24 protein-coding genes are annotated in these 20,519 nt (G+C 28.8%); 15 read left to right on the top strand and 9 right to left on the bottom strand.

Going from position 1 to position 20,519, the window contains the following annotated elements:
* Genes cydB through C7N71_RS04270 form a run of 3 tightly spaced genes read right to left on the bottom strand, consistent with a single transcriptional unit; the run spans position 1 to position 3,661 of the window.
* Entirely contained in the window at positions 1-1,029 is a 1,029-nt protein-coding gene (gene cydB / locus C7N71_RS04280; protein ID WP_105987901.1) for a cytochrome d ubiquinol oxidase subunit II, read from the bottom strand.
* The gene (locus C7N71_RS04275) at positions 1,026-2,462 is read right to left on the bottom strand and encodes a cytochrome ubiquinol oxidase subunit I (protein WP_105987900.1); all 1,437 of its coding nucleotides are present in this window, start codon (positions 2,460-2,462) and stop codon (positions 1,026-1,028) included. Before C7N71_RS04275 ends, cydB begins: the two co-directional genes overlap by 4 nt.
* Positions 2,463-2,479: 17 nt before the next feature.
* Positions 2,480-3,661: an NAD(P)/FAD-dependent oxidoreductase gene (locus C7N71_RS04270; protein WP_105987899.1), complete on the bottom strand. Its 1,182-nt coding sequence runs from the start codon at positions 3,659-3,661 to the stop codon at positions 2,480-2,482.
* 116 nt (positions 3,662-3,777) lie between these two features.
* Between C7N71_RS04270 and C7N71_RS04265 the strand changes: the two genes are divergently transcribed.
* The 8 genes from C7N71_RS04265 to C7N71_RS04230 all read left to right on the top strand — a co-directional run bounded on the left by C7N71_RS04265 (position 3,778) and on the right by C7N71_RS04230 (position 9,872).
* Positions 3,778-4,686 (top strand): prenyltransferase, encoded by a 909-nt coding sequence (locus C7N71_RS04265; protein WP_105987898.1) that lies wholly within the window; start codon positions 3,778-3,780, stop codon positions 4,684-4,686.
* 155 nt (positions 4,687-4,841) lie between these two features.
* Complete coding sequence (locus C7N71_RS04260) at positions 4,842-5,729, top strand: ABC transporter ATP-binding protein (RefSeq protein ID WP_105987897.1); 888 nt, start codon at positions 4,842-4,844, stop codon at positions 5,727-5,729.
* A 2-nt stretch (positions 5,730-5,731) separates the two neighbouring features.
* On the top strand, positions 5,732-6,583 hold the full coding sequence (locus C7N71_RS04255; protein ID WP_105987896.1) for an ABC transporter permease: 852 nt from the start codon (positions 5,732-5,734) through the stop codon (positions 6,581-6,583).
* Positions 6,584-6,626: 43 nt separating this feature from the next.
* Positions 6,627-7,088 carry a LytTR family DNA-binding domain-containing protein gene (locus C7N71_RS04250; protein ID WP_105987895.1) on the top strand — a complete coding sequence of 154 codons (462 nt, stop codon included), beginning with the start codon at positions 6,627-6,629 and terminating at the stop codon, positions 7,086-7,088.
* Positions 7,089-7,098: 10 nt separating this feature from the next.
* Positions 7,099-7,494 carry a DUF3021 family protein gene (locus C7N71_RS04245; protein WP_105987894.1) on the top strand — a complete coding sequence of 132 codons (396 nt, stop codon included), beginning with the start codon at positions 7,099-7,101 and terminating at the stop codon, positions 7,492-7,494.
* A 65-nt stretch (positions 7,495-7,559) separates the two neighbouring features.
* Positions 7,560-8,261 carry a CPBP family intramembrane glutamic endopeptidase gene (locus tag C7N71_RS04240; protein ID WP_105987893.1) on the top strand — a complete coding sequence of 234 codons (702 nt, stop codon included), beginning with the start codon at positions 7,560-7,562 and terminating at the stop codon, positions 8,259-8,261.
* 62 nt (positions 8,262-8,323) lie between these two features.
* On the top strand, positions 8,324-9,085 hold the full coding sequence (locus C7N71_RS04235) for a CPBP family intramembrane glutamic endopeptidase (RefSeq protein ID WP_105987892.1): 762 nt from the start codon (positions 8,324-8,326) through the stop codon (positions 9,083-9,085).
* A 52-nt stretch (positions 9,086-9,137) separates the two neighbouring features.
* Positions 9,138-9,872 (top strand): sulfite exporter TauE/SafE family protein, encoded by a 735-nt coding sequence (locus C7N71_RS04230; protein WP_105987891.1) that lies wholly within the window; start codon positions 9,138-9,140, stop codon positions 9,870-9,872.
* A 44-nt stretch (positions 9,873-9,916) separates the two neighbouring features.
* Here the strand turns inward: C7N71_RS04230 and C7N71_RS04225 are convergent, their stop codons facing one another.
* Entirely contained in the window at positions 9,917-11,284 is a 1,368-nt protein-coding gene (locus C7N71_RS04225) for a class II fumarate hydratase (RefSeq protein ID WP_105987890.1), read from the bottom strand.
* A 478-nt stretch (positions 11,285-11,762) separates the two neighbouring features.
* Between C7N71_RS04225 and C7N71_RS04215 the strand changes: the two genes are divergently transcribed.
* From C7N71_RS04215 to C7N71_RS04185, 6 genes are all read left to right on the top strand, one after another.
* A complete protein-coding gene (locus C7N71_RS04215) occupies positions 11,763-12,131 on the top strand; it encodes a hypothetical protein (RefSeq protein ID WP_105987888.1) in 369 nt (122 codons plus the stop codon).
* Positions 12,132-12,146: 15 nt separating this feature from the next.
* Positions 12,147-12,548 carry a hypothetical protein gene (locus C7N71_RS04210; RefSeq protein WP_105987887.1) on the top strand — a complete coding sequence of 134 codons (402 nt, stop codon included), beginning with the start codon at positions 12,147-12,149 and terminating at the stop codon, positions 12,546-12,548.
* A 14-nt stretch (positions 12,549-12,562) separates the two neighbouring features.
* Entirely contained in the window at positions 12,563-12,961 is a 399-nt protein-coding gene (locus C7N71_RS04205) for a hypothetical protein (RefSeq protein ID WP_105987886.1), read from the top strand.
* An 18-nt stretch (positions 12,962-12,979) separates the two neighbouring features.
* Complete coding sequence (locus C7N71_RS04200; protein ID WP_105987885.1) at positions 12,980-13,405, top strand: hypothetical protein; 426 nt, start codon at positions 12,980-12,982, stop codon at positions 13,403-13,405.
* A 651-nt stretch (positions 13,406-14,056) separates the two neighbouring features.
* A complete protein-coding gene (gene pnuC, locus C7N71_RS04190; RefSeq protein ID WP_105956674.1) occupies positions 14,057-14,809 on the top strand; it encodes a nicotinamide riboside transporter PnuC in 753 nt (250 codons plus the stop codon).
* A gap of 105 nt (positions 14,810-14,914) precedes the next feature.
* Positions 14,915-15,802: a DNA/RNA non-specific endonuclease gene (locus tag C7N71_RS04185; RefSeq protein WP_105987883.1), complete on the top strand. Its 888-nt coding sequence runs from the start codon at positions 14,915-14,917 to the stop codon at positions 15,800-15,802.
* A gap of 40 nt (positions 15,803-15,842) precedes the next feature.
* Here C7N71_RS04185 and C7N71_RS04180 read toward each other — a convergent pair whose 3' ends face one another.
* The 5 genes from C7N71_RS04180 to C7N71_RS04160 all read right to left on the bottom strand — a co-directional run bounded on the left by C7N71_RS04180 (position 15,843) and on the right by C7N71_RS04160 (position 19,538).
* Positions 15,843-16,118: a hypothetical protein gene (locus tag C7N71_RS04180; protein ID WP_105987882.1), complete on the bottom strand. Its 276-nt coding sequence runs from the start codon at positions 16,116-16,118 to the stop codon at positions 15,843-15,845.
* Positions 16,119-16,122: 4 nt separating this feature from the next.
* Positions 16,123-16,860: an ABC transporter permease gene (locus C7N71_RS04175; RefSeq protein ID WP_105987881.1), complete on the bottom strand. Its 738-nt coding sequence runs from the start codon at positions 16,858-16,860 to the stop codon at positions 16,123-16,125.
* Positions 16,861-16,863: 3 nt separating this feature from the next.
* Entirely contained in the window at positions 16,864-17,751 is an 888-nt protein-coding gene (locus C7N71_RS04170) for an XRE family transcriptional regulator (RefSeq protein ID WP_105987880.1), read from the bottom strand.
* 179 nt (positions 17,752-17,930) lie between these two features.
* Positions 17,931-19,100 (bottom strand): tetratricopeptide repeat protein, encoded by a 1,170-nt coding sequence (locus C7N71_RS04165; protein ID WP_105987879.1) that lies wholly within the window; start codon positions 19,098-19,100, stop codon positions 17,931-17,933.
* 78 nt (positions 19,101-19,178) lie between these two features.
* Positions 19,179-19,538 carry a hypothetical protein gene (locus C7N71_RS04160; RefSeq protein ID WP_105987878.1) on the bottom strand — a complete coding sequence of 120 codons (360 nt, stop codon included), beginning with the start codon at positions 19,536-19,538 and terminating at the stop codon, positions 19,179-19,181.
* A gap of 89 nt (positions 19,539-19,627) precedes the next feature.
* Between C7N71_RS04160 and C7N71_RS04155 the strand changes: the two genes are divergently transcribed.
* Positions 19,628-20,518 carry a TPM domain-containing protein gene (locus C7N71_RS04155; RefSeq protein ID WP_140929696.1) on the top strand — a complete coding sequence of 297 codons (891 nt, stop codon included), beginning with the start codon at positions 19,628-19,630 and terminating at the stop codon, positions 20,516-20,518.
* Position 20,519: the final 1 nt, after the last annotated feature.

Here is a 20,519-nt window from a genome sequence, read left to right as displayed (position 1 = left end):
CTAGTAGGCACCTTTATCGGTGTTTTCGAATTCTGATAAATCATGACGTTTCCATTGAATTATATAACTCCAAATGAAGTAAGCAGTTAGAATTGGTAATAATATACATAAAACAATAGTAACTACCGTTAAAGTAAATGGAGAAGAAGAAACGTTTTTAATTAATAATGAGTTAACTGGATTTTGTGCAATTAATACGTGTGGGAATAGGCCAACGAATATTAGCATAACAACAAAAGCAATGGTTAATGAGTTTGCAACATATGCTTGAACTTCTTTGTGCATTCCGGTTGATAAATGCCCCCAAAAAGTTGTTAGAACGATTAGTACTAACAAGGTCAATGTACTTAATAAATGTTCTTCAAAGAAATTAGTTTCAAAAAACAATGCGATTGCAAATAATACTTCAACAGGATAAGCAGCCCAATATAGGTTTCCTGCTAAGCTAGCAGCGCGATATCTCATGATTCCATTGGCATGTAAAGTAAAGAAATGTAGTCCTTGATATAAACATAATGCAGTTACTGCAATGCCACCTAATATTGAAAGTGGATTAATCACATTGAATAATCCAACGAAAATATTTCCATGGTTATCCATTGGAACTGGTTGAATCATCGCTGTAAATAACATTCCAAGTAGAAAAGGTGCAGCAGTGCTGCTAAGAGTAGTAGCCCACATCCATGCATTCTTTCCTTTAGGAGTTTCAGCAACATTATTAAATTCAAACGCCACTCCTCTAAAGATTAGTGATACTAGTACTAAGAATAATAATAGATAGAATCCAGAGAATAGACTAGCATACCAAAATGGCATTGTAGCAAACATTGATCCACCAGCTGCGACTAAGAAAACTTCATTTCCATCCCAGTGGGGGCTAATTGAACGAACAATCATATTACTTTCAGCAGGACGAAAAGCTAATAATTTTGCTGCCATACCTGCACCAAAATCAGCTCCATCTAGTACTAAGAACATTATAAATAAGAAACAAATTACTGCGTACCAGAAAAATTGTAAGAAACTCATTTGTTAAAGGCCTCCTTAGAAAATGGATCATCATTATCGTAATCGATAGTTTTATCGATACTTTCAGGTCCTTTGTATAAGGATTTCTTAGCATAGAAGACCATGCAACTAGCAAGCGTTACGAATAGTAAGAAGTAAACAATAATAGTAAAGATTACTGAAGCGGGACTTGTACTTGGTGATACCGCTTTTGCGATTGGTAGTAAACCGTAAACAACCCATGGATCACGACCAAGTTCGGTGAATAACCAACCACCAGTATTAATAACGAATGGTGCAAAAGTAGCTAAGAATAGGATAAAGGTTAACCACTTTTGTTTTACAATCGTATTCTTTCTTCTTCTTGAGAACCATAGTCCTAGTAGTGCTATAAATGTTAGGCCACCAAAGCCAGCAGCCATTAATCTAAATGCAAAGAAGAGAACATTCACATTAAGTGAGTAGTCCATATTTTTACCAAATTTACCATCATATTGCTTGTGTAAAGCTCGATTGGCTTCATCCATCCCAGCAACAGAACCGCTAAATTTATGATATGAAAGGAAACTTAGCATGTATGGAATTTCAATTTTCCCATATTCTTGATGGGTTTTAGTATTAGTTAATTGGAAAACAGACCAAGGGGCAGGATTTTCAGTATGATTGTAAATACCTTCGGATGCAGCAAACTTCATAGGTTGATCTTTAATCAAATAACCTGATTGTAAATCACCAGAAGTAACAGCACCTAAACAACCAACAATTCCAAGGACTAATCCAAGACGCATTGATTTTCTGAAAAATCCGACTGACTTTTTACGGAAAATCATCCAAGCAGAAGTACCGGCAACAATAAATGAACCAGTAACAATACAACTTGAAATAACATGAGGGAATTCGTACCATAGTTGCTGATTAGTAAGTAAAGCTTTAAAACTAGTCATTTCAACGTGACCAGAAGAAGTTAATTTATAACCAACAGGATGTTGCATGAACGAGTTAGCAGTTAAAATCCACAAAGCAGAAGCAGCGGAAGCTAAAAATACTAACCATATCATTAATGCATGCCATGCTGGCTTAAATTTGTCCCATGTAAACATCCAAACTCCCAAGAATGTTGATTCTAAGAAGAATGCTAATAAAGCCTCAATTGCCAGTGGTGCACCAAAAATATCACCCATAAATCTTGAATATTGCGACCAGTTCATTCCAAATTGGAATTCTTGAATCAAACCAGTAACAACACCCACGGCGAAAGCAAGTAAGAAAATTCTTCCCCAGAATTTTGTCATAGTTTGATAAATTTTGTTCTTAGTGATTGCATACATTGTTTCCATAATACATACAGACAAACCAATTCCAATCGACATTGGAATAAAGAAGTAATGGAAAATGGTTGTCATTGCAAATTGAAAACGTGCAAACGGAAGAACGTTTAATGCGAAATTAAACATTATCTATATTTTCCTCCTTAATTTTGAATTGCAGCTTTAGGGCCAGCAATTTCGAATGCAGTATTCATTCTAACAATGTGTTTTAATAAGGCAACTTTGTGGCCTTTTAACTTCATTGTTTTTTTACCTAATGGTAATTCAGCAATGCCCATTGTAGGACCTAATGAACAAACGGTTCCCAATGATTTGTAACTAAATGGAACTTTATTTTTATTATTTAAACGAGCTTTTAAATTTTCTACCGCAATGGAAGCTTCTTGAATAGAAATTTGACCAGTAGTTGGGTATGGACGTTTAGTATCTTTATCCATAACAGCTGAAACGTCTCCAATGAGATATTCATCTGGATATTTATCTAATGCCATTGTGTCATTAACCATTACTCGGTTACGTTTTTGATCGTAACCAGCTTCTTTAATTACGGTGTTACCTTTAACTCCGGTAGTCCAAAATGTTGTTTTAGCAGGAACAAATTTATTATCTTCACCATAATAAACACCGTCAGCAGTAATTTCTTTAGCTTTAGCATCACTATTAACAATGAATTGTACACCTTTTGAATGTAAGTAATCTAAAGCGAAATCTACTAATTTTTTATCAAACATTGGAATGCAGCTAGGAGCAATACAAGTGATAGTGAAGTCATTAGTATTACAATCACATTCTTTAGCCCATTTTGGTAATTGATATGCTAATTCACCTAATAATTCAATTCCAGTGAATCCACCGCCAATGACTGCAAATGAAAGATAACTTTTATCCTTTGATTTACGATATTCTTTTAGATTATCTTCAATTTTTTGAATATTTTGAATACCACTCTTCATATTCCAAATTTGTAATCCATATTGATCAGCGCCAGGGGTACCAAATGTTTCTGATTCAAAACCTAATGCGTTAAATAAGTAGTCAAATTTAATTTGACCATTATTTTCTAAATAAACCACTTTATTATCATGATCAATATTATTAACTGTGTCTTTTATAAATTTAACCTTAGGGCTAATACAGTTTTCAATTTTCATTGTGATTTGCTCTGGTGCACTAGTACCAGCGGAAACAGTATGTAATGCTGTTGCGTCATAATGATAATCATTGTTATTAATCAAAGTAATTTTAATATTTAACTTACTTTTGGCTAATAATCTGCAGGCACGAAGACCAGCAAATCCGCCACCTAATACAACGACTTCTTTCATTTTATCCCCTTCTTTTATTAAAATTATCTACATATCTACATTATATGATAAATCAACACCGTTTGTATAATAATTGTTGTATAATTTATAATATTATTTAATTACTTTTATAGGAGATGGTTAACATTAAAGAATATTTGAATTTAATAGTACTGGGACCATTGTTAACAACTATTTTTGCATTTTTATTAGGAATTACCTTTGTACTTGGTAATTTTGGTTCAATTAACATTTGGCATTCATTGCTATTTTTAATTATTGCACTGCTTATGCATATGTTTACTAACGTTACCGATAATCTAGAAGATTATAAAAAAGCTGTTAAGCATAGCGCACATGGCTTTATTGAAAACACACGAGTTAAGGGATTATCAATTACTAAGGCAACTCGCTTAGATATTGTTTTAGCAATTTTAATTGCTGTTTTAGGAATCTATTTAGTGTTTATTACTACATATTGGTTATTATTGATTGGTCTTTGGGGCTTTGGTGTCGCATTTTTCTATTCAGCTGGTAAGCATTCCTTATCAACAACTCGTTTTGGTGATTTGGCTTCAGGTTTGACTATGGGAATTGGTATTACCTTTGCTTGTATTTTGATTAATGTTCCATTAAATGAAATTACTATTGAATTATTATTAACTGCGCTGGTTGCTTCTGGATTGACTATTTTTTCAATCACTAACATGGTATTAGCTAATAATATTTGTGATGAGAAAGATGATGTTGATCTTCATCGGATTACGATTGTGGCAAGAATTGGTAAAGATAATGCTTTGAAGCTTTATGCAATTTATTATGTTTTAATGTATATAACGATTATAGTTTCAGTTATTTGCCAATGGTTACCATGGACAATGTTATTAGTATTAATTAGTATTCCTAAAGTTTGGACTAATACAAAAATCTTCTTTAAAAAGCAAGTTAAAGAAGAAACATTTGGTTTGACCGTTCAAAACATTAACTGGTTCTTATCCTTAACTATAATTGCACTAGTTATTTATTCAGTAATTTCATACTTATAATGAAAAATTCATTCTAGAAATTTTCTAGAATGAATTTTTTTGTATACATTTTTTTGCCATTTGTCTTATATTAAATACCACTTATCATATTTTTTGATACATAAATTAATTATCTTGTTAGCATAGTACCAATTATTCGAAGGAGATGGTTGTATATGCAATTATTAGAAACAAAGGAATTAACTAAGAAATTCAAAAATTATGTAGCAGTGGACCATCTTAATCTGACGATTAATAAGGGCCAGTTAGTAGCGCTACTTGGACATAATGGTGCTGGAAAATCAACAACCATTTCAATGTTAATTGGTTTAATACAACCGACTAGTGGAAATATTGAATTTGAAGGTTTAAAAGTTAATGAATCTAAGTATCGTCGAAAACTTGGTGTGGTTTTTCAAAACAGTGTTTTGGATAATAATTTAACAGTGAAACAAAATATTGATATTAGAGCTAATATGTATAAAAATTTAGATTCATCATTTAAAAATAAAATATTAAATGATCTGGAATTAAGTAGTATCTTAAATCAAAGATACAAAACATTATCTGGTGGGCAACGTAGAAGAGTTGATATTGCAAGATCTTTATTAAATAAACCAGAAATATTATTTTTGGATGAGCCATCAACAGGTTTAGATATTCAAAGTAGAAATAAAATCTGGGAGTTCTTAAATAATTTAAGAAAGTCAATAGGACTTACTATTATTTTGACTACTCATTATTTAGAAGAAGCTGAGGATGCTGATTTTGTTTATGTAATTGACAAAGGAAAATTAGTTGAAGGTGATACAGTAGATAATCTGAAAAATAAATATGCTAAGGATACTCTTACCCTATATTCTGATCATTTGAAAAATATAAAGGATAATTTAAATCAAAAAATTGTTGAAGAAACCGAAAATTCAATTTCAATTAATCCAGAAGATAATAATGAAGCAATTAACATTTTATCTAAATTTAAACCGCTAATAACTACATTTGAATATCAGCGTGGCAGTATGGATGACATTTTTATTGCTTTAACTGGAAAAGAGGTAAAATAATAATGATTAGTTTGATAAAAAGAAATTTAATGTTGTATTTTAACAACCGACAAAGAGTTTTCTTCTCTTTAATGGGAGCTATCATTTCCTTTATATTATATGTATTGTTTTTAAAGAATGGAATTCAGTCTGACTGGAAATCAATTCATGAAGGTACTAAATTATTAGATCTTTGGTTAATTGGTGGAACTATGACGGTTACTGCAATTACCACTACGCAAAGTGCACTGAACCAGAAAATAATGGATAAAGAAAACAATCGTATTGATGATTTAATGCTTACTGATACATCTAAATTAGGTATTAATGCTGGATATGTTTTTAGTTCAGTTATTATTGGAACTATTATGCAAGTTGCTGTTTACATTATTATGTCTTTTTACTTTTTATTTTCCGATAATTTAAGTATTAATTATGAAAAATTAATAGCAATTATTTTAATTGCTATTTTAAGTAGTTTTATTTGGACGATGGTTAATATGATTATTAATTTATTTTTTGATAATCAAGCTTCAATCTCTGGGGTGAACTCAATTGTAGGTACTTGTTCTGGATTCTTTGCGGGGGTCTATATGCCTTTAGGAACATTACCTAATGCTGGCCAAAAAATAATGGAATTTATTCCAGCTTCGTATAATTCAGCATTATATCGAAATCTTTTGATGAAGCATCAAATGAATATTAGTTTTAAAAATGTTCCAGCTAAATTTTTAACATCTTTTAATAAAAATATGGGACTAAAGATTAATGATGTTTCCACAATTATGGGTCATACAATTATTTTATTAGTTTTTATAGTGATTTTAATTTGTATTTTTTCTTTAATATCTTTGTTAAAAAGAAGAAGGGCATAGTGCTGTGCTGTGTTAATATTGTTTAAAAAAGAGGCGATAATTTATGAAGATTGATTTTCACCAAGATGATAATTTATCCGATGATGATATTAAAATTTTAGTTAGTGCTAGTAAGTTATCGCCAAAAGTTATGGATTTATTAAAACGATTAAATAAGCTGAATGAAGAATTTAATGATAATCAAATGTTACCAGTTACATCTAATGATCGAATTATTATGGTGCCTTTTGCTGATATTATTGGAGTTGAAGTATACGGCAATAAATTAACAATTTATTCTGTAAAATCAACTTATACTACTACTGGTAAATTAAAGGATATTTTGAATAAACTAAGTGCATATCATTTTATTCAAATTAGTCGGTCAGCAATTATTAACATTGACCATTTAAAATCAATGGAAACTGCTTTTTCTGGTAGTATGACTGCTTTTTTAACTAATGATTTGAAATTAAATGTTAGTCGTAAATATTTACCCGAATTGAAACGCAGTTTGAAGTTGTGAGGTGAGATTAATGGAATTGATTAAAAGACTACTTCGAGAATTTTTAGCAGGAATGCTTTTCGGATCAATGATTTACATGTTGACTGATTTTTATAGTGCCAATTTAAATCATCGAATTATTTATCTATTTATATGTGGATTAATTGGAATCTTAACTGAATTGTTCAATAATGAAAATATAAAAATACTTTATGCATTTATTTTACATTTCTTTGGAACCCTTGGATTGGTATGTATACTTAACTTATTATTAGGTGATTATGAGACATTTGAGATGCCATATTTTATTCAATTTATAATTATATTTTTGATTATTTATGCAATTATATGGGGAATATCCCTTGTTTTTTTCAGAAATACTACCAAAGAAATTAATGATGCAATAAAAAAAAGAAATGAGCATTAAATAAAAAATAACTTATTATGATAATATTGTCATAATAAGTTATTTTTGTAGGAGATGAATTACAGATGAACGAATCGAAATTTTGGTCAGGAGATAAATTATTTGATCGAATTGTTATCTTTATTTTATTGTACTTAATGATCTTTTTGGGACCTCAGTTTATTCCGATTGGTATTTTATCTAATCCAAATAGTACCTATATTAAGGTGATTTTATCAATATTATATTTTTTAATATATTTTTTGATGATTGGGATTGCCTATTTTAGTTATAAAAAACATGGTCGAAATGATCTTAAGAGACCAATAACTAAATCTAATTGGAAATTTATTATTATTGCATATGTTTTATCACATGTAATTGAGGGGGTCCTTTCATCTTTAAGCACTCTAACTTACCATGAAACAACGAGTGGTAATCAGCAAGGATTACAAGATATGTTGTCATCTAACAAATTGACAGTAGTATTAATGATTTTTGGGATTGTTATTTTTAGTCCTATTTTGGAAGAGTTAGTTTTTAGAGGATACTTAATGGATGCTTTATTTTCACCTAAATTCAAATGGTTACCCATTATTATTAGTGGATTGCTATTTGGCTTAGCACATAATACTGGACTAAATATATTCTTTTTCTTGATTTATGCTCAAATTGGTTTCTTTTTAGCATATGTTTATCAGAAAACAAACAATTTAAAAGTATCAATTGCCTTGCACGTGCTAAATAATTTGATATCTGCTATTCTTATGATTATGATGTTGTTCTAAATTTACATATAGGAAGTGTTTATATTTTAATCAAAAAAATTAATCCAAAATGGCAATGGACAATGATTCCATTGATCTTGGCTTTAGAGCTTTTTTTTGATCAAATTATTTTGCCATTAGTATATGGATTAGCGTATGAATTAATTTTTCATCAAGGTGTTCACGATAATTATATTTTGTTTTTAAATCTTTTTAAGATATTATCTATTTTTGTAATTTTAATTTTAAACTATTATATTATCGGGCAAAAATTTTATTTAAAACCTAATTTTGCTGAATTTGGGTGGCAAATTTTTATTTTTATCTGTTTATTAATAATTGCGATTAGTGTAAAAGGACAACATTTTGGGCTTGCATTAGACATTGGAATCATTGCTGCATTACCTGAAGAAATTATGTTTCGTGGTGTCATCATGGGATGGGTTTTAGAGAAAATCACAAAATTTAAACAATCCTATATAAATGTTTCAATTGCATTAGGAATCTCGGGACTTATATTTGGTTGTTTTCATTATATTAACTTGGCACAACAATCTTTTGGTTTTACGACGTTGCAAGTTATGAATGCTGTAGGTCTTGGAATGATATTAGGTGCCATTTATGTTAAGTCTGGTAGCTTATTTATTCCGATTGCAACCCACTTTATTTGGGATTTTGTGGTTACTTTAAAAAATGGAATGCCAGAAACTAATTATGTAGCGATTAATGGACAAGATATATTTATTGAATGCATTATTTTGGCAATTCAAGCTAGTATTGCTATCTGGATTGTTTGTTTCCACTTTGAAAATAATTTATTACTACAAAAAATAGAGAAAAAATAAAGATGTATCTCGTTTAGAGAACATCTTTTTTTCATTAGGAAGGTTGATTTATGTGACATTTATATTATTATTTTTAGGATTTATTATTGGTGGCTTTGTCATCATTATGGGTGGTGGCGGAGCCGCTCTTTATTTAGGAATTTTAACTTCCTTAGTGGGAACCTCTCCAGCAACTGCGGCGGCAACTTCTTTATATACTTCGATTCCTTCATTATTAATTGGTTCATACAGCCATTATCGCACTGGCAATATGAAGTTCAAATATGGTAATCGCATGCTAATCACAGCGGTGCCGTTCACAATTATAGGCAGCATTTTATCTAAATTTATTCCTGAAAGTGTTTATTCTTGGCTAATTTTTATCGTCTTTTTTATTTTAGGGATTCAAGTTTTATATCAATCTTTTCATCCCAGCAAAAAGCAAAAACATTTAAATCCAAAAGTAGCATATTTTTACGGAACATTATCTGGATTAATGGTTGGAATTGCTGGAATGTCTGGTGGTGGTCCCATCGTTAGTGGATTATTAGTAATGGGCTTGACGATGCAAGAAGCTGCTGCAACATCTTCATATATCTTAATTATTACTTCAATTGTTGGATTTTTATCACATGCTTCAACAGGGCATGTTGCTTGGTATGCTGGCACAATGCTATTAATTGGAGCAATTATCGGGGCAGCAATCATGCCTTATTTATTATCAAAGTATGATCCTAATAAAGTAACTAAAGTATTAAGACCAATTATGGGAATTATTATGATTATAATGGCTTTTACTTCAATTTAAAAAATGGTCTATGAAATTCAAATATGAATTCATAGACCATTTTTCTATTTATCAATATTAGTCATATCTCGGGCAACTACCCATTTTTTAAACTCCTGTTCATCAACGCCACTAGCTAAAGCAGCTTCCTTTAAAGTTGTTCCTTCTTTCTTTGCTTTTTGAGCAATTTTAGCACTACGTTCATAGCCAATATGAGGACTTAAAGCAGTGACTAACATTAATGAATTTTGCAATAAATTATCCATACGTTCCTTATTAATAGTCATTCCGTCAACTAATTTATTAGTAAATGATGCTACCGATTCACTTAGTAAATTGGCACTTTCTAAAAATTTAGTAATGATTAGGGGTTTATAGACATTCATTTCAAAGTTGCCCTGACTATTGGCAAAATTAATGGTAGTATCATTGCCCATGATTTCAGCACTGACCATTGTTAATGCTTCAATCTGAGTAGGATTAACTTTACCCGGCATAATTGATGAACCTGGCTCATTACTTGGAATATTTAATTCATTATATCCAGCACGGGGACCGGATGCTAAGAATCGAATATCATTACCAATCTTAATCAGATCAGTAGCAAGGGTTTTTAAAATACCATGCATCATTGTAATTCCACTATGGTTAGCAAGTCCCTGAAATTTATTAGGCGCTACTTTGAAATCTTCATTTAATTGTTTATTCAATTGATTTACCATATCCAAGTCAAAATTGTCAGGGGTGTTTAAACCAGTGCCAACAGCCGTTCCACCAATTGGTAATTCTAGCAATGCAGCTTTATTAGCTATTAAAAAATCAATATCATGTTGAATTGCTGACTTCCAACCGCTAATTTCTTGGCCAAAGGTAATTGGCGTTGCATCTTGTAAATGCGTCCGCCCAATTTTAACTACAGTTTGATATTCAATTTCTTTTTCATTTAGTTTGTTAACTAGTTTTCTTAATACTGGCAATAAATTATTAATTGCATCAGTAGCCGCAATCATCATGGCAGTAGGAAAAGTATCGTTAGAACTTTGTGCTTTGTTAACATCATCATTGGGATGAATTTTAATATCTGAATTTAATTTTTGTGCTAAATGTGAAACTACTTCATTCACATTCATATTAGTTTGCGTACCGCTACCAGTTTGGTAAACATGTAGGGGAAATTCATCACGATAATTGCCATCTAAAATTTGATTAATTGTTTTTACAATCATTGTTGATTTATTTTGATCTAAATTTTTATCTTTGGCGTTAACAATAGCAGCAGCTTTTTTAATTTGTAAAAGGGCATGAATAATTTGAATTGGCATTAGTCGACCAAATTTAAAATTAGTACGACTACGTTGCGTTTGCGGTCCAAAAAGAGCATTTTTTGGTACTTTGACATTGCCTAGAGAATCTTTTTCAATTCGATATTCCATCTAATCAAATCCTTTTGTTATGAATTAGTTACATTATATTATTTTATAATTCTAAAAACTATTAAAAGATAGCTATAACTTTGATAACATAGATAGATGAAGGGTAGGCGTAGTTTATTGAAAATACTATGGCACAACTTTTTAATTAAAATGATAGTTATAATTTACTTTTTAATCATGCTAACTGCTTGGCAGATTAGTTTTATGGTTTCACTAATAGTGGCAAGTGTTTTAATACTATTATTTTTGATATGTTTTAAACTATTCCCTAATTTTAAGCTTTGGAAAATTAATATTGATAATAAAATGCTCTATAAACAACATCATATTATGATTCCTGTTTTTATTATAATTTTTTATTTTATTTTTGCATTTATATCAATTAAATTTTGGAATATTAACAGTATTTTATATTTATTTATTATTTTATCAGTTACTAATTTTATTTATTCAATAGAGAAAAAATAGGAGGTTTATTATGAGAATTAATTGGAAATCATTTATTAATGGAATTATTTTAGTTTTACCAGCTTTTGTGATTGCTGGGATTATTGAATTTTTGATTGGTTGGTTATTAAGTTTAGTAGCCATTATTATTTATTTTGTGGTGTTATATATGTATTGTAAAAATCATCCATATAGCAAATTAGCACAAATGTTTTACTATGGCTTCGGCATTCGTAACAATTCCTTTTATCGCCAGCATCCAACAGTGTCATTACTGATTTTACTTGCAATATTATTGTTGATGAACGTATTATTTGGAGCTTTGCGACTTAATGGTTTCTTCTTCACATTGATTTATGTAGTTATTTTGGAATTATTCTACTCATTAGAAAATAAGTAGGGGGTTATGAATTGAATGAAAATTGATAAACAAAGATTAATTTTATCCTTTTTATTATTTTATTTACCGTTTATGCTTAGCTTTTTAAGTTTGGAATTATTTGATAATTTTATCCTTTTTATTTTAATTTTTGCTTGTTTGATGCTTATGTTTTCTATATTAAGTATCTTTAAGAACAAAAATGCAAGAATAAAGTATCTATACAACAATGTTATGAGTTCTAAAAATGCACCTATAGATCGTAGCCCAATTATCTTTTGGAGCGATATGATATTTTTTGTATTACTTTTAGTTATTTTATCTATTTTTATAATTTCAGGATTGATTACTATTAATATTGGCCTATTGGTATTGTTTGCTATTTCATATGGACTTGGGATTTTTATTCAATGCGTTACTTTTAATTTTGAAAAATGATTGGAGGCGTTTTTATGAAAACTAACTGGACAGCCTTTTGGCTAGGCATTCTTGTATTAATATTGCCAGGAGTTATTTTTATATTAATAAACAATGTTTTTGTTAATATTAAAAATTTTATTTTATTTTTAATAATTGCTTATTATATTACTATAATTATAGGATCCAAATTAATGTCTAAACGTAACTCATTAATAAATGAATTTTATGAATACTTTATCAATAATAAAAATTCATTGTCTTATAGGAAAATTATAATCATTTTACCAATAATGTTTTTACCATTTTTACCAATGATTTTATTATTCTTTGTGAATTTTGATATGAATAGTCTGTTCTTAGGTTTATATATGCTTTTATACTGTATATTGTTTACCTTTATAACTACTACCAAATTTAATTTTGAAAAATAATTATTCAGGAGGATCTTTATGAAAACAAATTGGAGATTATTCGGACTAGAGCTATTGTTTTTTGTATTACCACTTTTGATAGTATTTATATCATTCAACGGAGAACCAAATCAAAATAGCTCATTTATAAGATTAGTCATTTGGCTAGCTTATTATCTTTTATTTATATTTTTTACAAAATTATTTTCCAAAAATCATCCCCAAATTAAAAGATTTTATGAAGGTGTTAATACTAATTTTAGTTTGAAAAATAAAGATTCAAGGATGTTACCAGTATATGTAAAATCTATTTTCTTATCATGTATTTTAGCTATGGTGCTTGTTTTTATTTTAGGATTATATCTACCTAATTTTAATTATATTTACGGTATGCTTATTCCACTCTTGGCTGTTATTGTTACGTCATTTTTCTTACAGTGCACTGATGTTAAGAATTCAAAATAATAAAATGTGAGGTTAATATGAAAACAAATTGGGGCTTATTTCTTTCAACAATAGTCTTACTTTATTTACCAGTAACAATTATGCTTTACACCATTTTTTTAGTACGAATTTTAAGCTTACAAATAGCTATTTATTTTGTATATGTTCTACTTTTACAATTATTTAGTTATTTATTAAGTAAAAAATTTTCAAAAGTTAAATTATTTTATCGACTTAATTATGGAAACTATTATTCATTAGGTAAACGTAATAAAAAATAAAGAAAATTGCTTATAGCTTTGCTTTAATTATATGCTCAATAGGATTAATAATTTTATTTTTCAATAATTGGAATGAAACGTTGTTTACTGCAACAATTTTATTTATTTTGATTGAGGTATTTATAAGATTCATCAAATGTACTACCTTTAATTTTGAAAATTAAAAAATTCATGGAAAAATTTAATTAAAAATTTTTTAAATATAATGTAATGACTGATTTATCTAGTCATTTAGGCTCTAATTTTTTGAATCCTCGATTGCAAAAATATTTCTACATGGTAATATATATAGTGTTGCTTTTATGAGAGAACACTATATACATACAATATATAGTAATCCTAGGTAGTTCTCCTTAAAAATTATATATTTAAATAGGGGAGAATTTTTAAATTGTCATCATACTTTAAATTCTTGGCTCATCAATTAAAGGGTTGGCCAAAACAAAATTATTATTTATTTTTCTTTAGTTTAGGTTGCCAAGTTATGACATTGGTGAATGCACCAATCACATGGCTTTCAATCTTAACTTTTATTGGAACTACTTTAGGAGTTCTATGTGTACTTGCGATTAATGCTGCTAAATCCGTCAATGGTGTTTTAGGTATTTTATCTGGAATTTGTTTTATAGTTGTTGGATTTACTTCAAAGAATTATTTGAGTATTGGTGAACAAATTGCTTACATAGCCACACTTGATATTCCTGTTTTATTAAGTAAAAATTGGAATGTTAATATGGTTTCTAAAATCCGTAAATTTACTGCAAAAAGTTGGGTAATTTCCATTGCCTTTACTGCAGTTGTATTCGTTGGATCAGGTTTTGCTATTCAAGCATTAACTGATGATGGACGCCCATTCTATGATGCATTTAGTTTTGCTGTTTGTTTAACTGCTGGAATTATCTGTTTCATGAGATACAACAATCAATACTTCTGGTGGTTAGCATCTGGACTAGCTCAATTAGTGTTATGGTTTATTACTTTCAAGGAAGGTTCTGCTACTTTAGCAATGTTTGTAAACAGTGCAATTTATGTTGCAAATGATGTTTTAGCATTTACTACTTCTCCTTGGTTCAATGAAAAAGAAAAACAACGTTTAATCAAAGAAGAACAAGCTTATGCTAATAAAGTAGAAGTTGAAGAATAGTTTTCTAAAAAGCTGGATTTTTATCCAGCTTTTTTATTTTATAAAAATTACACTTTGGGGTTATGTTAAAATTATTATTAGATAAATAATAGGGATGGATAGGATATGAAAAGTAAAGTTTTAGTGATTAGTTCTTTATTTTTAGCATTAGTGTTGACTGGTTGTGGTTCGAAAAATGCTGACAATCAAAACAATGTTAAAGATAATAATATTAATGTGGAAAGTAAAAATGATAAGGCAGTTGATCAAAAATTAGACCAATTAGAATACAAGTCTGGTGATCAAGCCTATATTGAAATCAATAATAATAAAGCTAATTTAAAAACTACTGATTGGAAATACAATCATGTTGTGTATGCTGATTTAGATAATATGAATCGTACTTCAGCTGGGAACATTGCTTATTTGGAACATCGTAATCTAGCAAATGGTAGTTTAAGAAGTACTCAAAGAGTTGAACCGACTGCTTGGCACCAAAAATTTGTAAACGGTTCTGCTATTATTAATCGTGGCCATGAGATTGCTTATAGTGTTTCTGGTGGGATTAGCTTAGATGGTAGCTATAAACCGGGACTAAAATCTGGTGATCAAAATAATATTAAGAATTTATTTACCCAAAGTGCATTTAGTAATCAAAAAGTTCAAACAATTTATGAAACTAAGGTTAGGGATGCGCTAAAAGAAGGTAAAAAAGTAATTTATAAAGTTACTCCTATTTTTAAAGGTAATAATTTAATGGCTAGTGGTGTTCATATGCAAGCACTTTCTACTGATGAAACTTTGAATTTTAATGTTTATTTATATAATGTTCAACCAGGAGTTCAATTTGATTATGCGACTGGTAGATCTAAGGTTGATAAAAATATGAGTGTTCCTACTCCTGAAGGAGCACCTAACTTTAATAACAATCATCGTTCATATAAAAACAATCATCATTATGTCCGTAACTATCGTCATTACAACAATTATCATGAATATCATCATTATAGATAAAGTAATAAAAAGGATTGATTCATTATGAATCAATCCTTTTTTATTTATAAGTGTTTTTGAAATCTTCATAACCTTTAATATATTTATAAATTTCAATTGCTTTATTTTTGAATATTTTATTAATAATAATTATTATTACTTTCTTAATGAAATAATGCCTGAAATGTCTATTATTTGCATAATCTTTTTTAGCTTGATAATATCCTAAATCATAATCTTTCATTGTATTTTTATGATAATGATTACTATACTGATTATCATAATATCCGTGTTCATAATTATATTTAACAAAATCATGAAGATTATTAAATTTCATATTTCTATGCCACTTCCTTTTTTATAAATTTAAACCAAATTATTAATAAAAATGGGATTAGGGTGATGATAAAAGTAATTATAAACATTGAGAGTGATTGGACAATGCTTTGCTTATTTATAATTTCATTACTGATATCCATTACATAGTGAAGTGGGAAGATTCTTTGGATAATATCGATAATGTTAACTAACGTCCCAGAAAGTGTTTGTTTAAATGGTACAAATAAGCAACCTACTACTAAGGTTAGTGGAAAAGAGCCAGTAGTTATTATTTTTCTATCTAATGTCATACCTATGAAAAATCCAATAATGCTTAAATAAATACCTGTAAATGTAGTTAGAATTATTAATAATAATACTTGAGAATTTAAATTTATTTGTTTTGAGGTAATACCTATAATTAATATTATAAGTGTTATTATAAAGTTTAATATTAATTGGGTTAATAAATAGTCCACCAAAAAGTTCCAAATTGAATATTCAGTTATACTGTTTTGCAAATTATAAAATCTTTTGGAGTCACTAATTCTTCCGGCAAAAGTAATAATACTATTGCCAACAACTCCGATTAAACATGCAATAATAAATATTATATATTTATTGAATGATGGGCTTCCATTTTGATTACTATGTGTTGCAGCATATATCATTAATGAATACCATAATGACGGCATAATAATTGTAAAAAATAAGAATCTTTTATTACGAAATACTTTTTTTAATTGAATTTTTAATATCATATGCTACTCCTTGTTCATTATTCGATACCATTGTTCGATTGTTTGGTTATGACTATGAATGGTGTCTACTGAAGCATCTTGAGCTATTTTTCCGTTCTTCATTAAAATCACACGTGAAAAGAATTTATCAATTTGGTTAAAATCATGAGTAATGGTTATTACTGATCCACCAATATGATCAATATATCTCCAAAAAAAATCAATGGTGTCTAAATCCATTCCAACAGTAGGCTCATCTAACAACAGTAATTTTGATGGTCTAATCACGCTAATTAACAATGATAATTTTCTTTTTTGTCCACCAGACAAGCTACTTACATAATCATTTTTATTATCAGCTAAATTAAATTTATTAATCAGATTATTGGTTAATTCTTTAGAATAATTTTTATTAATTGCAGCTGACAAGTTAATATGTTCATTAACTTTTAAACCGCTGATGAGATTATCCTTTTGAGGCATTACATTTAAGTCTTTCTTTTTATTAAAACTATAAGTAATCTTGCCTTTATCTGGTTTTTCGATTCCAATTAATGTTTTAAATAATGTGGACTTACCAGTACCATTATTTCCTAATAGTGCAACGCGTTCATTTCCATGAATTTCTAAATTAATATCTTTTAAAACGGGCTTATTAAAAGCTTTATATAGTGATCTAATTTTTAAGATGATTTCTTTTGATATTTTATTTTTACCGATTAATAGATAATTTAAATCAACATTGAACACATCTGATAAATCAATCAATTTATCAATACTAGGTTCGCTTTCACCATTTTCCCATTTTGAGATTGATTGTCTTGAAACAAACATTTTATTTGCTAATGCGCCTTGAGAAAAATTTCTTTGTCTTCTTAGTTTAATTAATTGGCTACTAAAAACATTTTTCATAATTGTGTCCTCCTTTGAACAATTTTTATTATCCTTGAAATTTAAATATAGTAAATGTTAATTGAATTATTTATGTATATTATTGACTGACAAGCTCGCAACTATTAGTTGCAATGCTTATAAATTAGCGTTTTAAAGGCACAATAAAAAGGATTGATTCAACTAAGAATCAATCCTTTTTATTCTTTATTAGTATCAATTAAAATTTCAACACGTGAATCTGCTAAATCAAAATCTTCATGTTTATCAAAAGTTTGATCAAAGTTGATATCCTTAATTCCCCAAATGTGACTGTTAATAATATTATTTTCGTTTATATCATCTTCAAAATATTCTTTTGCAAGTGCCAAAACAAATGACCTCATTTCATTATCACTGTAAGAAACATTAGTTTTGTAACTATCAAAAATTTCCCTTTGGTGATGATTATTTTCATCTGCTTTTACCTTTGCATCTTTAATTTCCAAAGGGCTTTTACCCGATAACAATAAATATGAAATATTGTTTGTTTCATTATTAATTAATTTATAAAAATTAAATGTTAATTCTGGTGGGACGTTTACTCCACAAACATCATATATTTCAGCACCTTGATCAATTATGGTATAGCCATCATCTAAAAATAAAGATAAGTTATTTTTCACTTCAAATAGCTGGGAATGATTAGAGAAAAATTCTTCAAAAGAATCTTGTTTAAATCCATGATTAGAATTAAAATCACGGATTTTATTTAATGATTGTTTAGTAGTTTCAGTAGGGAATAATTGAACACTATTATTGTAATCATTTCCTACTCTTTTAGAATTCATTTTCTTAAAAGTACCAATGGGACTATTTAACATGGTATGCGATAAAGCCTGCCCAATTACAAAATCAGTTGCGAAAATTGGTAGGTCTTGTTCTTTTTGATTATTAATGTTATCCAAAAATTTTTTAGTAGATTCATACAATTTATCATTTTTATCAATACTATCTAAAACGTTATTTAAATATAAATTAGCTTCATAAACATTACCATTATTAAATAGTAATTTTCCTAGGTAATAATTAGCTTCAATATCATTTTTATCATATATTAATGACTGTTTAAATAAGTGCACACCAATTGGATCCAATTGGTTTCCGTATTTAGTAAATAACATTCCTAGTTTAGTTAGAATAATATTTCTATCAGGAATATCACCATTAATTTCTTCGATTGTTCGATTGTTTAAAGGGTAAATGGCAATTGCAGCACTTAATGCCTCAATTGCTTTTTTTTTATCTTCTTTATCATAATTTTTATTGCCAAAGTTAATAAGTTGGGCAATTTGTTGGGACTTTGACTGGCCCAATTTGATAGCTTCCATCTGTAAAAACTCCTGACATGTTTTTATAACTTATGATATAACTAATTCTAAAATAAAAAAAGGATAAAATAATTATCCTTAATAATTGTATTTATGGATTTCTTTTAAGTTACCAAACATTAATGTAACACTTGAAATGATACCGCAGATGTATGGGAATTTTATGTTCGGTGTTAATGCCCACAAACTAATGGTCATCATTATTAAAATTATTGCTAAAATAAAATCAAATTTAGTGTTTTGGATAAAAAACGCGGCAATAATTTGTAATATCAGCAATATAATTGTGACCGTGCCAATAGCAATATATATAATTCCGTAAATTGGTAGTTGATCCATAGGCTCAACAGGAATCATATTTAAACCAATAGCTGTACCTGCAACTACACTTAAAACTACACTAATTGTTCTTAGAATAATTGAAATATATTTATACATAATAAAGCCTTCTTTTAATCACTAATTCAAAAATAAGCTAAAAATATAAATTTTTCAAAGATTTAGCTAAATTTTGCTTTACTATTATATTGCAATCCATTAATATTCTCTTAAGAAGTAATGCAAAAGGGGGCAGATTTACGAAGTATTTAAAAAAAGTAATTTGCTTATTGTTACCAGTAGTTGCTTTGATGGCAATTTTTAGTAGTGTTAATTCACATGCTGAATCAACTAATCCTACTCCAACGAAAGAATATGTAGTAGATGATTATGCAAACGTATTGTCTGATAGTACTAAGCAGGTAATTATTGATCAAGCAAAAAAATATCAACAAACAGCAGCTAAACCACAAATTGTTGTGATGACCGTTAAATCCACTGGTGGACAGTCGATTGCTGATTATGCTGATAGTATTTTAGAAAATGCTCGCTGGAAATTTGGTAAGAAAGGTCTGGATAATGGAACATTAATTTTATTTGCTCAAAATGGTGGTAAAAATAATGTTAGAATTAGTACTGGATATGGAATTGAAGGGATTTTACCTGATGCCAAGACTAATCAAATTTTAAATAATAATAAATCATTATTAAAATCAAAAAATTCATCTGAAGTTGATAACGGAATTCAGCAAACTTTTCAAGATGTTGCATCCATTGTTAGTAAGGAATATGCTAATAAATCTTTGAAAGATGCCAAAGCAACTAAAGATGCTAATCAACGCAAAAAATATGTATCATGGGGTATCTTATTGTTTTTGGTTTTAATTATCGTAGGAATTGCTTATTATCTTAAGAAAAATAATAATGATGATGACCATCATAATCATTCCGGTGGTGGAGGAAATGGTTTCTGGACGGGAGCAATACTAGGTGGAGCCAATTCCGTTTATAATGATTATGGCGGTTTTGGCGGTGATTCTGGAGGCTTCGGTGATTCCGGAGGTGGCGGAGACTTCGGTGGCGGAGGCTCTGATATTTAAT

This window comes from Apilactobacillus timberlakei, from assembly GCF_002993965.1.
GTDB lineage: Bacteria > Bacillota > Bacilli > Lactobacillales > Lactobacillaceae > Apilactobacillus > Apilactobacillus timberlakei.
Note: the sequence above shows the minus strand (reverse complement) of the source record. Positions and strands in the feature narration are given on the sequence as shown.

Excerpts from the sequence above, each read along its gene's own strand:
- cydB (WP_105987901.1), bottom strand. The coding sequence starts at position 1,029 with ATGAGTTTCTTACAATTTTTCTGGTACGCAGTAATTTGTTTCTTATTT.
- C7N71_RS04275 (WP_105987900.1), bottom strand. The coding sequence starts at position 2,462 with ATGTTTAATTTCGCATTAAACGTTCTTCCGTTTGCACGTTTTCAATTT.
- C7N71_RS04270 (WP_105987899.1), bottom strand. The coding sequence starts at position 3,661 with ATGAAAGAAGTCGTTGTATTAGGTGGCGGATTTGCTGGTCTTCGTGCC.
- C7N71_RS04265 (WP_105987898.1), top strand. The coding sequence starts at position 3,778 with ATGGTTAACATTAAAGAATATTTGAATTTAATAGTACTGGGACCATTG.
- C7N71_RS04260 (WP_105987897.1), top strand. The coding sequence starts at position 4,842 with ATGCAATTATTAGAAACAAAGGAATTAACTAAGAAATTCAAAAATTAT.
- C7N71_RS04255 (WP_105987896.1), top strand. The coding sequence starts at position 5,732 with ATGATTAGTTTGATAAAAAGAAATTTAATGTTGTATTTTAACAACCGA.
- C7N71_RS04250 (WP_105987895.1), top strand. The coding sequence starts at position 6,627 with ATGAAGATTGATTTTCACCAAGATGATAATTTATCCGATGATGATATT.
- C7N71_RS04245 (WP_105987894.1), top strand. The coding sequence starts at position 7,099 with ATGGAATTGATTAAAAGACTACTTCGAGAATTTTTAGCAGGAATGCTT.
- C7N71_RS04240 (WP_105987893.1), top strand. The coding sequence starts at position 7,560 with ATGAACGAATCGAAATTTTGGTCAGGAGATAAATTATTTGATCGAATT.
- C7N71_RS04235 (WP_105987892.1), top strand. The coding sequence starts at position 8,324 with ATGATTCCATTGATCTTGGCTTTAGAGCTTTTTTTTGATCAAATTATT.
- C7N71_RS04225 (WP_105987890.1), bottom strand. The coding sequence starts at position 11,284 with ATGGAATATCGAATTGAAAAAGATTCTCTAGGCAATGTCAAAGTACCA.
- C7N71_RS04215 (WP_105987888.1), top strand. The coding sequence starts at position 11,763 with ATGAGAATTAATTGGAAATCATTTATTAATGGAATTATTTTAGTTTTA.
- C7N71_RS04210 (WP_105987887.1), top strand. The coding sequence starts at position 12,147 with ATGAAAATTGATAAACAAAGATTAATTTTATCCTTTTTATTATTTTAT.
- C7N71_RS04205 (WP_105987886.1), top strand. The coding sequence starts at position 12,563 with ATGAAAACTAACTGGACAGCCTTTTGGCTAGGCATTCTTGTATTAATA.
- C7N71_RS04200 (WP_105987885.1), top strand. The coding sequence starts at position 12,980 with ATGAAAACAAATTGGAGATTATTCGGACTAGAGCTATTGTTTTTTGTA.
- C7N71_RS04185 (WP_105987883.1), top strand. The coding sequence starts at position 14,915 with ATGAAAAGTAAAGTTTTAGTGATTAGTTCTTTATTTTTAGCATTAGTG.
- C7N71_RS04180 (WP_105987882.1), bottom strand. The coding sequence starts at position 16,118 with ATGAAATTTAATAATCTTCATGATTTTGTTAAATATAATTATGAACAC.
- C7N71_RS04175 (WP_105987881.1), bottom strand. The coding sequence starts at position 16,860 with ATGATATTAAAAATTCAATTAAAAAAAGTATTTCGTAATAAAAGATTC.
- C7N71_RS04170 (WP_105987880.1), bottom strand. The coding sequence starts at position 17,751 with ATGAAAAATGTTTTTAGTAGCCAATTAATTAAACTAAGAAGACAAAGA.
- C7N71_RS04165 (WP_105987879.1), bottom strand. The coding sequence starts at position 19,100 with ATGGAAGCTATCAAATTGGGCCAGTCAAAGTCCCAACAAATTGCCCAA.
- C7N71_RS04160 (WP_105987878.1), bottom strand. The coding sequence starts at position 19,538 with ATGTATAAATATATTTCAATTATTCTAAGAACAATTAGTGTAGTTTTA.